Source organism: Aureispira sp. CCB-E (genome assembly GCF_031326345.1).
GTDB lineage: Bacteria > Bacteroidota > Bacteroidia > Chitinophagales > Saprospiraceae > Aureispira.
In genome coordinates this window covers 1140579-1156112 of record NZ_CP133671.1, presented here as the reverse complement: position 1 = coordinate 1156112, position 15534 = coordinate 1140579, and the positions used below count along the sequence as shown (strand labels likewise).

General features: G+C 36.6%; 14 protein-coding genes. 13 read left to right on the top strand and 1 reads right to left on the bottom strand.

Going from position 1 to position 15534, the window contains the following annotated elements:
• Nucleotides 1-27 precede the first annotated feature (27 nt).
• A complete protein-coding gene (locus QP953_RS04375) occupies nt 28-990 on the bottom strand; it encodes a T9SS type A sorting domain-containing protein (RefSeq protein WP_052594797.1) in 963 nt (320 codons plus the stop codon).
• 701 nt (nt 991-1691) lie between these two features.
• Between QP953_RS04375 and phhA the strand changes: the two genes are divergently transcribed.
• The 13 genes from phhA (at nt 1692) to QP953_RS04310 (ending at nt 15530) form a co-directional block, all read left to right on the top strand.
• Nucleotides 1692-2474, top strand: coding sequence for a phenylalanine 4-monooxygenase (gene phhA, locus QP953_RS04370; RefSeq protein ID WP_052594799.1), 783 nt, complete (start codon nt 1692-1694; stop codon nt 2472-2474).
• A 222-nt stretch (nt 2475-2696) separates the two neighbouring features.
• Entirely contained in the window at nt 2697-3752 is a 1056-nt protein-coding gene (gene aroB, locus QP953_RS04365; protein ID WP_309554090.1) for a 3-dehydroquinate synthase, read from the top strand.
• Between the two features lie 5 nt (nt 3753-3757).
• Nucleotides 3758-4837, top strand: coding sequence for a chorismate synthase (gene aroC, locus QP953_RS04360; RefSeq protein ID WP_309554088.1), 1080 nt, complete (start codon nt 3758-3760; stop codon nt 4835-4837).
• Nucleotides 4838-4932: 95 nt separating this feature from the next.
• Nucleotides 4933-6273, top strand: coding sequence for a tRNA (N(6)-L-threonylcarbamoyladenosine(37)-C(2))-methylthiotransferase MtaB (gene mtaB, locus QP953_RS04355; protein WP_052594805.1), 1341 nt, complete (start codon nt 4933-4935; stop codon nt 6271-6273).
• Nucleotides 6274-6483: 210 nt separating this feature from the next.
• On the top strand, nt 6484-7146 hold the full coding sequence (locus tag QP953_RS04350) for a nitroreductase family protein (protein ID WP_309554087.1): 663 nt from the start codon (nt 6484-6486) through the stop codon (nt 7144-7146).
• Between the two features lie 110 nt (nt 7147-7256).
• A complete protein-coding gene (locus tag QP953_RS04345) occupies nt 7257-8957 on the top strand; it encodes a GldM family protein (RefSeq protein WP_309554086.1) in 1701 nt (566 codons plus the stop codon).
• A 167-nt stretch (nt 8958-9124) separates the two neighbouring features.
• Nucleotides 9125-10144, top strand: coding sequence for a hypothetical protein (locus tag QP953_RS04340; protein WP_309554085.1), 1020 nt, complete (start codon nt 9125-9127; stop codon nt 10142-10144).
• An 8-nt stretch (nt 10145-10152) separates the two neighbouring features.
• Nucleotides 10153-11184: a hypothetical protein gene (locus QP953_RS04335; RefSeq protein WP_052594817.1), complete on the top strand. Its 1032-nt coding sequence runs from the start codon at nt 10153-10155 to the stop codon at nt 11182-11184.
• A 168-nt stretch (nt 11185-11352) separates the two neighbouring features.
• Complete coding sequence (gene hemC / locus QP953_RS04330; RefSeq protein ID WP_052594819.1) at nt 11353-12258, top strand: hydroxymethylbilane synthase; 906 nt, start codon at nt 11353-11355, stop codon at nt 12256-12258.
• The gene (locus QP953_RS04325) at nt 12258-12944 is read left to right on the top strand and encodes a uroporphyrinogen-III synthase (RefSeq protein WP_052594821.1); all 687 of its coding nucleotides are present in this window, start codon (nt 12258-12260) and stop codon (nt 12942-12944) included. The genes hemC and QP953_RS04325 overlap by 1 nt, the downstream gene beginning before the upstream one ends.
• Nucleotides 12944-13186 carry a 4a-hydroxytetrahydrobiopterin dehydratase gene (locus tag QP953_RS04320; RefSeq protein WP_052595041.1) on the top strand — a complete coding sequence of 81 codons (243 nt, stop codon included), beginning with the start codon at nt 12944-12946 and terminating at the stop codon, nt 13184-13186. The genes QP953_RS04325 and QP953_RS04320 overlap by 1 nt, the downstream gene beginning before the upstream one ends.
• Before the next feature lie 4 nt (nt 13187-13190).
• The gene (gene rsmG, locus QP953_RS04315) at nt 13191-13820 is read left to right on the top strand and encodes a 16S rRNA (guanine(527)-N(7))-methyltransferase RsmG (RefSeq protein ID WP_309554084.1); all 630 of its coding nucleotides are present in this window, start codon (nt 13191-13193) and stop codon (nt 13818-13820) included.
• Nucleotides 13821-14057: 237 nt separating this feature from the next.
• The gene (locus tag QP953_RS04310; RefSeq protein ID WP_309554083.1) at nt 14058-15530 is read left to right on the top strand and encodes a hypothetical protein; all 1473 of its coding nucleotides are present in this window, start codon (nt 14058-14060) and stop codon (nt 15528-15530) included.
• Nucleotides 15531-15534: the final 4 nt, after the last annotated feature.

The window sequence follows — 15534 nt, the reverse complement described above, 5'->3', positions numbered from 1 at the left end:
CTTCAAGCTACTGCTTTGTCAAACAATCTACTTATTGACAACCAATGGCTTTGTCATACGCTCTTCTCCAACTTCTACAGTACAAAAATATTGTCCACTTGCCACTTTTTGGAGATTAACATCAATTTGATGCTCGCCTGCTGCCAATTTATTGTAGTTTTTACTCCAAACTTGTTGCCCTTCTGCATTGGTCAAACTTACCTTTACTTTTGTTGAGGTCTCTGCTAAATTCAGTAAAATTGTAGTTTGACTAATAGCTGGATTAGGGTATGTATTCAAGGTAAATCCCTGCTGTTGCACTTCTTCAATATTGGTCTTTGAGTTGATTGAAGTGTTGCCTTTGCGTTCTTTGGGTGCTTTCATTTCGCCATCCCACAAAACAAATCGAACTGCCCGCTTTCCTTTTCTAGGATGTCCTTCTGAGGTTTTGTGTGCTCCTCCTTTTTTTCTTTCCTCCTTACATTCTTTTCGTTTTGCTTTTTCTGCTTCCGATAAATATTTATCTAATATAGCTTCTTTCTTCGCTTTCCACGCCTCATGATTTGCCTTCATAGGTTCCATTGATTCTTTAATCAAATCCTTATTGCGCTCCATAAAAGGCTTCATAGATTCCATAAGTGCTTTCCGTTTTTCTCTTAACGGCTCCAACTTACTTTGGCGCATTGCACGGATTTCATCCCTACTTTTACCCGTTTCTTTGTATGTTCTCATCTCCTTATGTAGTAAACGCATTTCAGTATGCAAGGCTTTTTCTTCTATTCTTTTTTGTGCCAAAAAGTCTCTATCCTCTTGTTTCAAAGCTGCTAGAAATTGATCATGTGCTGCCTTTTTGATTGGGTAAACTTCTTCCTTATGAAATTTTTGCAAAGCCGCTCGCGCTTCTTTATTTAATTTTTGAGGATGCTTATGTCTTTTTTTATGTCCTTCTTGCGCCCATACGGCATTTAAACCCAGTCCTATTACTAATATTACTAACAATACTTGCTTCATCTTATTTATTATTTTATGAATATTTAATTTTATTTTTTGAACAATTACTTAAACCATCACCCCGTTTAAAAATCGTATTAACCTAATTATCAGCAAGATGATTTTTATATTTTCCGTAGGAAAACTAAACTTGCCGAGTAGGTTTGTGCTACTAGCACAAAAGCCCAAGTTCATGACCAGAGGGAACTAGTCTTGCGCTCTCATGAGCGAACCGAGCATAGCGAACTCACGACCGAAGGGAGTAACAAAGCGAACAATAATCAACGGAGTATTATCAAACAATAATGTGTTTAAATTACCCTGTTGCCTCCTTAGAGTTGAAAGAAATGAAAAGGTTTAATACGTACTAGTATAAATTTTAATATCGCCAAGTACTTTGTTCCTCTTTTGATAATAATGCGATGAAAACTTGCTTTTTTAATATAGCTATCCTATATTCGTTGCATTACTCCGTTGAAGAACAAAACAAATAATGAGTACAGCAACTAAATATTTTAACACATCTTACTACTACTGGTATTTTATACTTAGTGGACAGGATGTCTTATGCCGTTGCTTGTAACTTCTACGATAACGATATAGAATTTAAAATCCTAGTCCACTTTTGGGCTAGGATTTTTTTTTGTTTAAACAAACCATATTTCTTCACTTTTGAGTAAAAAGATATTTAATAATTACTCAAAGATTACAATCAAAACAGCATGAGACAAGAGTATGATAAATACACTGCCGAGCACCACCAAGTATGGGCATTGATGTACCAAGAACAAATGGATATTTTAACATCTAGAGCTACAAAAACCTATCTTAAGGGCATCGAAACAGTTCAATTTGAAGAGGACAAAATCCCGCGTTTCACGATAGTAAATAAAGCCTTAAAGACATTGACAGGCTGGCAAGTTTATGCTGTTCCTGGAATTATTGACAACAAGCCTTTCTTTGAATTATTAGCACAAAAACAATTTCCTGCTACAACTTGGATGCGGAGTCTGGCACAACTAAAATACATTGAAGAACCAGATATGTTTCACGATGTTTTTGGTCATGTTCCGCTATTGAGTGAACCCTACTTTGCTGGATTTCTAAACGGATTAAGTCAAATAGCTCTAGAGTTTATCGAATCTCCCACTGCGGTTGAATTAATGGCGAGAATTTATTGGTATACGATTGAGTTTGGACTGATAAAGGAAGAGGAAACGATTAAGATCTATGGTGCAGGTATTTTATCCTCTCCTGGTGAATCCGTTTACTCCCTAAGCGATCAACCCGAGCATTTTGCTTTTGATTTGGACAAAATATTAGGTACTCCTTACATTAAAGATAAGTTTCAAGCACAGTACTTCATTACAGAATCTTACCAACAACTATACAACAGTTTGCCTCAACTAAAAGAACGAATCAAACAAGCAGTTGAGTCCAATTTAGTTGTTGAAGATGGTCAAGCATTTAATTTTGAAGATTTGCTCGTCACTATAAATAACTAAAGTAATCCGATTGCACTATCTAATGAAATGCTAGTGTAATCGGATTCGTTATTTGGTAACAATGACGTTGTTTAAAATTAAGTAAGCACTCAAAATTATTATTCCACATTTTCCCAACCTTTTGAGTTAATCTTGCTTCAAAATCCAATACAAAATATAATTTAAGCTAATTCTGCTTTCTTGCTCGCTAAGAATTGGTTTTATGAGAAATAAAAACACCGTATGATACAACTACAGGATTATTCTATTCATTTTCAAGATAAAAATTTTGCGCTCCTAAGAGAACAACTAACAACAAATGCTTACTCTAAAATTTTTGTCTTAGTAGACAGCAATACCAACCGACACTGTTTGCCCATTCTTCAGAATGCTCTAGAAGGGATAGAGTTGCATATTATTACCATACAAGCTGGAGAAATTCACAAAAATATAGAAACCTGCCAATTCATTTGGAAAGCTCTGATGCAACAAAAAGCAGATCGAAAGTCTGTTCTTTTGAACTTAGGAGGTGGTGTTATTGGCGACATGGGAGGCTTTTGCGCCAGTACTTTCAAGCGTGGAATTGATTTTATACAAATTCCAACCACATTGTTAGCTCAAGTAGATGCGTCTATTGGTGGTAAGTTAGGGGTTGATTTTGAATTGGTCAAAAATAGTATTGGTTTATTTAACAATCCCCAAGCCGTCTATTTGCATACCGATTTTTTTAAAACATTACCCAAAAACGAACTGTATAGTGGTTATGCAGAAGTTGTCAAACATACTTTGATTCAGAATAAAGAGGCATTTCTACAGCTCAATCAAATGGATTGCATAGAGCATTCTGATTGGGAATCGTTGGTAAAAGATTCTTTGTATATTAAGAAATCCATTGTTGAACAAGACCCTTTCGAGGAAAACATTCGCAAAAGCCTTAACTTTGGGCACACCATTGGGCATGCCATCGAAAGTTTGAGCTGGGAAACAGATGCACCTTTACTACATGGAGAAGCCGTTGCAATTGGTATGATTGCAGAATGCTATTTGAGCTACAAACTACTTGGTTTGCCCCAACATGAATTGGATTTGATTGGGCAATATTTAAAATCATTATACGCTAAATTTGACCTCCATAAAATTCATTCCACCAATATTATCACCCTCATTCAACAAGATAAAAAAAACGAACACCAACAAATCTGTTTCACTTTATTGAATAAGATTGGTGCATTCAAAATCAACATACATGCTTCTGAGGCACTTATTTTAGAATCCTTAGCGTATTATAATAATCTATAAAAATCATGGCAGGCAACACATTTGGAAAAATATTTAAAATTACCACCTTTGGAGAATCACATGGAACAGGTATTGGAGTTGTTATTGATGGCTGTCCAGCAGGAATAGAATTAAATTTAGCTTATATTCAACACCAACTCAATCGCCGCAAACCAGGACAATCCAAAATCGTCACACAACGCAAAGAGGCAGACGAATTTGAAATTCTATCGGGCGTATTTGAAGGCAAAACAACGGGCACCCCCTTAACACTATTCATTGCCAATACCAATCATAAATCAAAGGATTACGATCATATCAAAGATAAACTTCGTCCCTCTCATGCCGACTTTACTTATCGACAAAAATACGTCAATAGAGATTACCGTGGTGGTGGTCGTGCCTCTGCTCGTGAGACCGCAGCAAGAGTAGCAGCAGGGGCCATCGCTCAACAAATTTTGGAACAAAAAGGTATCGTCATTACCGCTTATGTCAGCCAAGTTGGTCCTTTGGAAATACAGCAACCTAAAGAAGAATTGGATTTTTCGCTAATTGAAGCAACCCCTGTACGTTGCCCAGATATTTCAAGAGCAAAAGAAATGGAGGCGTACATTAAGCAAATAAAAAAAGAAGGCGATACAACAGGCGGTGTCGTTAGTTGCGTCATCCAAGGTTGCCCAGTCGGATTGGGAGAACCTATTTTTGACCGTTTGCATGCTGAACTAGGCAAAGCTATGTTAAGTATCAATGCTTGCAAAGGCTTTCAATATGGTTCTGGATTTGACGGGGTTTGTATGAGAGGTTCGGAACACAATGATATTTTTATCAATGATAATGGTACAATTAAAACCACTAGTAATTACTCTGGCGGGATTCAGGGTGGTATTTCTAATGGTATGGATATTTATTTTAGAACTGCTTTCAAACCTGTTGCAACTATCATGCGCCCTCAACCTTCTGTTGATGTTAATGGCAATTCGGTTACTGTAACGGGCAAAGGTCGACACGATCCATGTGTGGTACCAAGAGCAGTCCCGATTGTAGAGAGTATGGCAGCACTAGTTTTGATAGATTATTATTTATTAGCGAGGACAGATCACTTCTAATATGACCATCTACTAACAATACTGTAATTACAAATTAGGAGAGTTCTACAAAAAAGCATATTTTTGTGTTTTGTTTTCATAAAAAATAAATTGTTGTGGCAACACCAAAAACCGTAGCTTTTCACACCTTGGGCTGCAAATTAAATTATTCTGAAACTTCCAGTATTGGACGTTTATTTGAAGAAGCAGGATATAATGAAGTAGCATTTAAAGAAGCTGCTGATATTTATGTAATTAATACTTGCTCCGTAACAGATTTTGCAGATCGAAAATGTCGAAAAACTGTTCGAAAAGCACTACGCCATTCCCCTAATGCCTTTGTAGTAGTGGTTGGATGTTATGCCCAATTAAAACCAGATGAAATTGCAGAAATACCAGGCGTTGATCTAGTCTTGGGTGCTGCTCAAAAGTTTAGAATTCTAGATTATGTAGATGACTTGAGCAAAGCTCCTTCCAAGGGAATGGTAAAGGCAGGCGACGTCAAAGAAGCTAATGAGTTTGTCAATGCTTTTTCGTTTGGCGATCGCACCCGCTCTTTCTTGAAAGTACAAGATGGTTGCAATTATAAATGTTCTTTTTGTACGATTCCTCAAGCTAGAGGTGCTAGTCGAAGCAATACCATTGAAAGTATTGTCCAAAATGCACAAGAAATTGCAGCTATGGGTATTAAAGAAATTGTACTAACAGGGGTTAATATTGGAGATTTTGGCAATGGTACGGAAGTTATTGAGGGGCTAAAGCCTAAAAAAGAGGCACTTTTTATTGATTTAATCAAGGATTTAGATTTGGTTGAAGGGATTGAGCGTTTTAGAATTTCTTCAATTGAGCCCAATCTATTGACGAATGAAATCATTGAGTTTGTAGCCAACTCCAACCGCTTTGTACCTCATTTTCACATTCCGTTGCAATCAGGTAATAACAAACAATTGAGAGCCATGCGCCGCCGTTACAAACGAGAATTATATGCCGACCGAGTAGCTTCTATTCGTCAGCATATGCCGCATTGTTGTATTGGTGTTGATGTCATTGTGGGTTTTCCTGGCGAAACCGATGAAGATTTTAAAGAGACCTATCAATTTATTCAAGAACTAGACATTTCTTATTTACACGTTTTCACCTATTCTGAACGGGCTAACACCCCTGCTGCCGAAATGGATGACGTTGTCCCCGTCCACATTCGAAGAGAACGAAACGAAATGTTGCGCATTTTATCTGAAAAGAAGCGTCGTCATTTTTATGAGCAATATATTGGCACTCAGCAAGTCGCTTTGTTAGAGGGTAAAAATGTAGAGGGCAAAATGACAGGCTTTACTCAAAACTATATTAAGGTTGCTGTTGATTATGATGAAAAACTTATCAATCAATTAGTTCCAGTACAATTGAACCAACTGACTCATCGAGAAGAGGAGTTGATGGTTGATGCTATTATTTTATAATGTTATATTAAGTAGTACTCCGTTGAAAAATTAACGGAGTTTTGTTGTATTAGTAGTTCGTTGATTTTTTACTTTTTTAGCTCGCTGCGCTCGTGAGATCGCAAGCTTAGTTACCAAAAAGATAAAAAAGCACATTTATATTAGTTTTTCAACGAACTATTGTTGTATCAAAAGCTAAAAATATTCTTGTAACTATAAAAAACACCACCAATGAGCAAGTATCCATTTATCCCTCATTCTCGCCCCGTCCTTTCTGACGAGCAACTGCTAGAAAACTCTAAAACTTTTTATGAAGAGATGGATACTCGTCGTACCGTGCGACATTTTTCTAGTCGCCCTGTTCCCAAAGAGGTGATTGAAAATATCATCAAGACAGCTTCGACGGCTCCTTCTGGTGCACACAAACAACCTTGGACATTTGCAATTATTAGTTCTCCTGACATGAAGCGCAAAATTCGAATTGCCGCAGAAAAAGAAGAGCAAGAAAATTATCATGGAAGAATGTCTGAAGAATGGATTAGAGATTTAGAACCCCTTGGCACGGATGAACACAAACCATTCTTGGAAGATGCTCCTTATTTAATTGCGGTCTTTAAGAAAGCTTATGACATTCATCCAGAAGGCAAACGCAAGAATTATTATGTAAATGAATCGGTTGGATTAGCCGCAGTTTTTTTGATTGCAGCCATTCATCAAGCGGGTTTGTGTTCCTTAACGCACACACCTAGCCCAATGAATTTTCTAGAACAAATCTTAGAACGTCCTAAAAATGAACGAGCTATCTTATTGTTGCCTGTCGGCTATCCGTCAGAAGAAGCGGTTGTTCCAGATATTCAACGCAAGCCACTAGAAGAAGTTTCTGTTTGGTATTGAACTTAGTTGATGCATTCAACCTAGGCGCAATATCATCACTTCGTTGAAACTACAACATTAGTAGTTAGCTACGCTGCTACTATTGAACATAAAACCTTAAAACAATTGACATGAAACTAACACTAACTTACCTGACCTTTTTTGTACTTAGCCTTGCTAGTATTTTCAGCTCCTGTGAGCAACCCCAAAACCCAATAAACTCCCCTTCTCCCGATGATGAAAAAGTACTTACTAAAAGGGAAGAGACCACTCCTTTATCTTCGACTACCTCCTATAATGATTTTATAAGTTCGATGCGTAATTTAAAAGCAATTAATACTTATATCGAATCGTCTAATCAGCAATTGGTCAGTTCAATGGATGCAACGGTAGTACATAAACAGCAATATCAACCACTGGTTTCTACTGCTTTTCAAATACAAAGCTTAACCACCGAATTTCATCAATATATCTATGCTTTAAAGGATTTGATGGCGCAAGAATCAAAAGGAGTTTATACACAATTTGATAGTGAAGCCAAAGCAAATTCTGACCTTATTGGAATGCCAAAAGATGGTGAGAACAAAGAAGTTGTTGAGCAAGTTTTTATCACAGGAAAATACGGCGGCGTGAACACTCAGGAACAACAAGGTCCTGTTCTCTACAACAAGTTAAATCAATTAATAAAAGACTATCTACATGTTGTTGGTAATCTCTGGAAAGACGGTGGTATTCGGGCAACTATATTTGCTGATCCCTACAAAAAAGAAGCCTTTGTCAAACGTATCAGTGAAGCTATTTTATTAAATACTTTTCATAAAAGCCTTGGCACATCCAATTGGGTGGAAGATAATTTTCAAAACAAAACGCTCCAAGAGGCTTATCTTAGTCTAACCTCATTGCAAAGTCAGGTTAACTTATCGGCAGCAGCAGTATTAAAACCGTTGTCTGAGCAAATGGGTAAATTAGAACTTACTTACGATCGGTTTGATGTCTTTACACAGTCTTCGAAGTCTTATGTTTTGTTAGGCGAAACTTATGAGAGTGAAATAATGCTAGGCGCCTATTCTTCTCAAGCCAATTTTGCGGTTTCTGTTGATGGACGTGGTCTTTCTGTCATAGATGGAAAAGCAATCTATTCTACTCCTACATCTAAGGTTGGGGAACACAAGTATACTGCCAAAATAGCTGTTCAAAATCCATTGACAGGAGAAACAGAAACCTTCAACAAAACATTCAAATATGAAGTCGGTCAACCTGCATTTACTGCCTCTGCCGACAAGCAAAATATACTATACATTGGCGTTGACAATCCTATTACGATTGCAGCAGCTGGTGTTGCTTCTTCAGCTCTAAAAATATCTGCTGTTGGCGCTTTCTTAAAAAAATCAAGCGCTACTACAGGATACATCGCTCAGGTTCAAAAACCTGGAGAGGTTATCATCACAGTAAAGGATATACAAAAAGGACGTGCATTTCCATTTAAGTTTATCGCTAAAAAAATCCCCAATCCTGTGCTTAAATATGGTACTTATACCGATGGGACGATTTCTTCAAAGGATTTCAAAGCACAAACTGAATTAATGGCTGTACTAGAAGACTTTGACTACGATGCTCAATGTACCATTCAATCTTTTAGGTTAACGTATACTAGAAAACGACAAGATGCCGTAGAACTAAATGGAAAAGGAGGGCATTTATCTGGACAAATTAAAAGTGCGATTCAACAAGCCAAACCTGGTGATCAGTATGCTTTTACAGACGTACATGTCCGTTGTTCTGGAGACAAAAGTACTCGTCGAATCAGTGGTCTAGCATTCGCTATCAAATAATATATATAGCATCTTGTATTCTTTTTAGAATTTTTCATTATGAGATCGTAAAGCATAAATTGTATTATGTTTTACGATTTTTTTTGATCTTATTTTCTTTATAACAGGCGAACGTACAAGCATTAACAAAAAACTTTCTTTTAAAGTCATCCCTTAATTCCATTTCTATGAAAAGCACCTTGATTTATATTCTTATAACTCTTGCCTGTTGTACAATGAGTTGCCAAACAAGTTCCTCCGATACAATGATTCTACAAACGTTGCTTCAAAACAAGCATCGGCAAAAAAATACGCTAATAATACAAGACAATACCTCCTCCATGTTAAAATCATTGCAAGAAATCACTGAATATAAAACACAATGTCGCCCTTTGTATTCAAAATGTTATGAAATTCGCCAATTAGCAGACAGTCTTTCAGAATACATCGACCATCTAAAAATAGACCTCATTAATTCTTCTGGAGGTTATTCCAACTCAGACGCCCCCTTACCTATGATGTTAACTAAAATTCCTAAAAATGCCCAAGCAACAGAAATTGTTCAGCAAATGCTGCTCACCGATAAGCAGCAAGTTGCTCCAACTCAAATCATAACTCGTAAGATTCAATTCTTCTATCAGTTCTGTATAAACTTGCTCAACGACTCTTGGAAAAATGGAGGTATTAAAGGGACTATTTTTGCAGACATTACCAAAAAAGAGGCTTCTAGCCAATCCATAAAAAAAGTATTAAATAGTCCATTTCTTTATAAAGTTAGAACAATCCCCGATCAATTAGATCAACAACTTCAAGGCAAATCATTGGCAGCAGCTTTATCACTGCTAAGTCTCATTCAAAACGACATTTATCTTCAAGCACATCATATTACAAACTTCTTTTCTGCTCAAATATCATATATGCATCACTACACCTTCTTGCCTGGCTGTATCTCAGCAGCTAAACAAAGTGTCCGTTTGGGCGAAACCTATCATGCTAAGATTTTGTGTGGAATACCTACCAATGTTGATATAAAATCTGCCCGTATAAATGGAAAACATACAACTATTGATAATAACAAAGTACTCTATTCTACCCCTGTTACTCATGTTGGAGGGCACACTTATCAAGTTAATTTGACGTTCTCAAATCCTTACACCAATACGATTGATAGTCTGGAAAAGAGCTTTTATTTTAATGCCAATCACTAATATCCATCATGAAAACATTATCATTTAGTTTAATAATTATAATAGGCTTGCTCACAACGGGTTGTCAACCCTCTTTTGACAATCACACAATTATCGAATATTTAGATTCTACTCAGAGCATGGAAGAAAGCAATGCATTGTTAGAGCAATCTAGTCGTCGATTAGTGTGGGACATTGCTGAAATGGCTAGAGAAAATTTGGAATTAAAACCCTTGGAGGACAAAGCTAAAGCATTTTTAGAAATAGGAAAAACATTGGATACATACATTGAACAACTGAAAGACTCTTTACTTGGTCCAACAAACCATCTATTTTTAAAAGATAAAGTATCTGTCTCTCAACAAATATCCATGTCTCAACTACAACTTGCTAAAGACAAAGCTATTGTAGAAGCACTATTTTTCAGCAACCTGTTTAATGGAACATCACAATTACCACAGGCGACCATTTTAGATTCAACCATTCAACATGTTCAGCACTCTTACCTTGACTTACTAGAGTCCTGTTGGGAACGGGGAGGTCTCCCTAATACTGTGTTCACTCAAGCCCGTCAAAAGGATAGTATGGTTCATTATTTGACACAAGATTTGCATTTTTATGGTGCTCAAGAAGCTCAGAATTGGGACACATTTTGCTTCAAAAATCAACCTATGGCTGCTGCTCTTCTAACATTAACTACTATTCAAAATAGTATTAAAATTTTTGAATATACAATAGTCCGTTTTTTAAAACAACAGACGACTTATGGGGCTCTTGTCTACGATAAGTTTGAGCTTGTTGCTCAAAGCACCTCTCCTAATCCTCGCTTAGGAGAGCACTATGAAGCTCAGATTAGTCTGGTCACCTATGCTTCTAAAGCGTCTATGCAAGTCGTTATTGACAATGATACAATTCCCGCTATTGATGGAAGCGTCTATTATAACATCCCAACCTCTAAAGTAGGTTGGCATCGGTATTCTGTTCATTTTATTTTGACCAATCCATTAACTAATGAAAAAGAAACTTGGAACCGAAACTTTGCTTTTGAAGTCATCCCTTAACCCTCAAAATGTCATCAAATTTCCATTAAATAAAGAAAAAAAACTTTTAGCTATCAATTTTCCTTTGAAGTCGTGAAATAAAGATAAATTTGTAGTGGAAACATCCATTATACAATAGCAATTGTAAATTTAGCAACTGCTTTTTTACAACTTGACAGATTTTATACAATGAATAAACTAATCATAGGAACTAGAGGGAGCAAACTCGCTCTTTGGCAAGCATACTATACTCAAGACCGTTTAAAAGAAATTGGCGTTGAATCAGAGTTGAAAATTATTAAAACCAAAGGAGATAAAATTCAACACCTGAGCTTTGACAAAATTGAAGGCAAGGGCTTTTTCACAAAGGAGATTGAAGATGAACTGTTAGCAGGAACAATTGATTTGGCAGTACATTCTATGAAAGATATGCCTACAACACAACCAGAAGGACTTTCTTTGGCGGCAATCTCTTACAGAGAAGACCCCGCAGACTGTTTGGTCATTCGCAAAGACGCAGCTACACAAGGTAAAATACTTCAATTGCCAGACAATCCCATAGTTGGTACTTCTTCTGCCCGACGCAAAGCGTTGATCAAATCCATTCGCCCCGATGTTGTACTCAACGATATTCGAGGCAATGTTCCTACCCGCTTACAAAAACTAAAAGAAGGTCAATTTGACGCTATTCTATTAGCAATGGCTGGCATCAAACGTTTGCAGCTGGATATGAGTGCCTTTGAAACCATTCGCTTAAACCCTAAAGAATTTGTCCCAGCTCCAGCACAAGGGGTCTTAACATGGCAAACGAAAACAGACAACATGGAAGTACGTAGAATTTTGCGTAAAATTCATCGTTCTGACGTGTTGCAATGTACCAATGTAGAACGCAAAGTTTTAAAATTATTAGATGGAGGTTGCCACTTACCACTGGGCGTATATTGTGAAACAGATGATATGGGCTACTATCATGTTTCTGCGATTCTTTCTGGAGGTTTGGATCAAGAACTAAATGTTGTCAATCTTTCTTCTAGTACAACTAATAATTTGGCGGAAACTATTTTTGAGCAATTGAAGCAAGGAGTAAACTTATAATGCAACCGACCGAACAACCAACCATTTTTATCTCTAGAGATTTAGAGCAAGACAGTGTTTTCGCCCAATACGTTGCTCCCAAGGCAACAATTATTGGGAGCTCTCTCATCGAATTTAAAGCGGTACATTTTGATAAGTTACCTACTTGTGATTGGTTGTTTTTTTATAGTAAAAAAGGGATTCATTATTGTTTATCTCAGCTAGAGGAGAAAGCGTCACTCCCACCTATTGGTGTGATTGGACAAGCTTCTGCTGATTTCCTGTACTCCAAATATCAAATTCAAGCCCAGTTTGTAGGAACAGGACATCCAGAAGAAACGGCTCTAGCTTTTTCAAAATTGGTACAGGGCAAGAAGGTTGTATTTGCACAAGCATTACATTCTAACCAGTCTGTACAACAATTGTTGGATAAAAATGTTATTTGTTATAATATGATAACGTATCAAAACGAGGTAAAAATTGACTTCAAACTCCCTCCTGTTGATGTATTGGTTTTTACAAGTCCTTTAAATGTAAAAGCTTATTTTGACCAATACACTTATCATACTTCGCAAAAAATAATTAGTATTGGTCGTGTTACAGCCAAAGCACTAAAGGCAATTGGAATTACGACTTTCACCATAGCAACAGCGCCCAACGAACGTGCTTTGGCAGTTGCTTGCTTACAAGCTATCCAACAAAAATGATGTTTAAAGAAGAAAATAATTGCTTAAAAGCTAGTTTTAAATTTAATGATTTTATTACTGCTTTTTCTTTCATGACAGAAGTTGCCTTTTGGGCAGAAAAACAAGCCCACCATCCTAACTGGAGTAATGTTTATGATACAGTTGAGATTGAATTGACGACACATGACGCAGGCAATACGGTTACAGAAAAAGACCATCAGTTAGCTAAAAAAATAGCTCAACTTTACGAAAAATATAACTAAATATATGGATACTATTTTAAAGTACTTTCCTGATTTAAGCCCTACTCAAATTGAACAGTTGAGCCAATTAGGAGATTTGTATACCGACTGGAATAGCAAAATTAATGTTATTTCTCGCAAAGATATTGAGAATATTTACCCACATCATGTCTTACATTCTATGGGCTTAGCCAAGGTTTTTCAATTCAAAGATGGTAGCAAAGTGATGGACTTGGGTACTGGTGGTGGTTTTCCTGGTATCCCTTTAGCTATCCTATTTCCAAAGGTCGATTTCTTATTAGTTGATTCTATTGGTAAAAAGGTTCGTGTGACACAAGAAGTTGCAGATGCGATTGGCTTGGAAAATGTACGCACTCAACAAGCTAGAGCTGAAGAACTAAAAGAAAAATTTGACTTTGTCGTTACGCGTGCCGTAGCAGTATTACCTAAATTGGTCGCATGGACACGTCGAATAATTAGTGACAAACACCAACATGGCGTACCGAATGGAATTTGGGCACTCAAAGGGATTGATCGTGCGACTGAAGAAGCAAAAGCATTGGGAAAAGGTGCTTACACAGAAATATATCCAATGAGTGATTTTTTTGATGAGGAATTTTTTGGAACAAAATGTGTAATCTATACTCAAAAGTAAATATAGTTTCGTGCCTTTCTAGCGGACTATTGTAAAACGTAATGGTCTATTCCCCCGATTTTAGTTGTCTTGCCAGTTGTATAGTAACATCATCGGAGACTTTTATTTTTTGCGAACTTTGTTTGGCAGCGACATACCTTCTGCCAAACTCCAAGGTTTCATTTACGCTTGATTAGATAAACATCCATTTTATAGACCTACTCGTCATAAAAGGATACGACAGAATGGAAGATCGACATGAACAAAGAAATAAAACACCTCTACCAAGAACTTACCCCTGCTCACAAAGAAGCACTGCAACTTACATTCAAAAAGTCACCTAGAATGCTTCGTTATATCCAAGCTTTGGATGATTTAGGTTATGTTTCCACTCAAAAAGCCATACAGCTGATTTACTCGGACGATACAAGGCATATTGATGATGCAACCTTAATGAATCGTTTCTACAAATTGAGGCGAAATTTGCACCTGCACTTGCTTCAAGTCTGCCAAAACAATTTAAAAAGTTCGACAGATGAAGAGATAGAGTTAAAGTTTTTGCAATTGTTATCACAAAAAAATGAGCATGCTTACCTTTTAGAAAGAGCCCAAAAATTAGAAAAAAAGTGTTGGGAAGATAACCTCTTTGAGTTATTACCAGATTTACTAAATCTCATTATTTCTGCCTTGCATTTTTATCAACCTGAAAACACCAAAAAGATAGCTGCTTATATAGAAAAACTAGATCAGGCCAATGATCTACTTTCTGCTCTCCATAAGTTCAAAAATTATATTAATACATTTCGATTACAAACAATAACTGCCAATAATTATGAAGAACTCGCAACACATTATTCTTCTATTATTAATAAAATGCGACGCAAAGCAAACCTACTAAAACCATATGCTAGGTTTAATTTAATTTATCATTATACTGGATTTCTTGTTGGTAGTCAACTATACAATATCGTTTACAAAACAGGTAATGTGCTCTCTCGTCATTTGAACCAATTGGAAAAGCTGCTTGCACAACATCCTCATATGCCCATCGTCAGTTATATTCCCAACCATCGAGTATATAGCCTCAATTCTATTCTTATTAATCGTGCTGTTTACTGGTATCAAAAAGGAAATTCTACTAAAAGTTATGAATCTATTCTCCAATATGAGCAACTAATTGACCAGCACCCCGATGTTTACATTAGGAATACCGTCAACGAATTTCACAATATTCTGCTCTGTTGTTGGGGAGCCAAAGAGTACAACGCTGTTTTAAAATACGCTCAAGAGTTAAAAACATTTCAATCCATCAACTCCTCTATTGAACGAGAGATGCCCTATTATATTTATGAAATGATGGCGTATACTGGCTTATATCCTAAAAAGAAACATACCAATCCTCTAAAATTGATTGCCTTGGGGGGCAAATTTCTTAAAAAAAGTGACCAAAGTTGCGTATGGATGTATGAAGCTGTCGGTTCTTTTGCCTTAGTATATGGCTTTTTTGAACAAAGCAGGTATTATCTGGAACATCCATTATTATTAGAATTCCAAGCAAAAATTCCTAAAGACTTGCGTACTGTTGAGTTGTTAAATTTGGCTGAAGCAGATGACAAACGAGGACTTCATAGCTTCTTACTCAAGATCAAGGCAAAGAAAAAAGAAGTATATCCTCGTACACTCTTGACCCACTTTAATGAATTAGAAATGCTTACAAAGTTATTTTTATGATAAC

What these genes read in the sequence shown, in the direction of transcription:
- aroC (WP_309554088.1), top strand. Translation starts at nt 3,758, where the DNA reads ATGGCAGGCAACACATTTGGAAAAATATTTAAAATTACCACCTTTGGA.
- phhA (WP_052594799.1), top strand. Translation starts at nt 1,692, where the DNA reads ATGAGACAAGAGTATGATAAATACACTGCCGAGCACCACCAAGTATGG.
- QP953_RS04345 (WP_309554086.1), top strand. Translation starts at nt 7,257, where the DNA reads ATGAAACTAACACTAACTTACCTGACCTTTTTTGTACTTAGCCTTGCT.
- QP953_RS04350 (WP_309554087.1), top strand. Translation starts at nt 6,484, where the DNA reads ATGAGCAAGTATCCATTTATCCCTCATTCTCGCCCCGTCCTTTCTGAC.
- hemC (WP_052594819.1), top strand. Translation starts at nt 11,353, where the DNA reads ATGAATAAACTAATCATAGGAACTAGAGGGAGCAAACTCGCTCTTTGG.
- rsmG (WP_309554084.1), top strand. Translation starts at nt 13,191, where the DNA reads ATGGATACTATTTTAAAGTACTTTCCTGATTTAAGCCCTACTCAAATT.
- QP953_RS04320 (WP_052595041.1), top strand. Translation starts at nt 12,944, where the DNA reads ATGTTTAAAGAAGAAAATAATTGCTTAAAAGCTAGTTTTAAATTTAAT.
- QP953_RS04375 (WP_052594797.1), bottom strand. Translation starts at nt 990, where the DNA reads ATGAAGCAAGTATTGTTAGTAATATTAGTAATAGGACTGGGTTTAAAT.
- QP953_RS04310 (WP_309554083.1), top strand. Translation starts at nt 14,058, where the DNA reads ATGAACAAAGAAATAAAACACCTCTACCAAGAACTTACCCCTGCTCAC.
- QP953_RS04340 (WP_309554085.1), top strand. Translation starts at nt 9,125, where the DNA reads ATGAAAAGCACCTTGATTTATATTCTTATAACTCTTGCCTGTTGTACA.
- aroB (WP_309554090.1), top strand. Translation starts at nt 2,697, where the DNA reads ATGATACAACTACAGGATTATTCTATTCATTTTCAAGATAAAAATTTT.
- QP953_RS04335 (WP_052594817.1), top strand. Translation starts at nt 10,153, where the DNA reads ATGAAAACATTATCATTTAGTTTAATAATTATAATAGGCTTGCTCACA.
- QP953_RS04325 (WP_052594821.1), top strand. Translation starts at nt 12,258, where the DNA reads ATGCAACCGACCGAACAACCAACCATTTTTATCTCTAGAGATTTAGAG.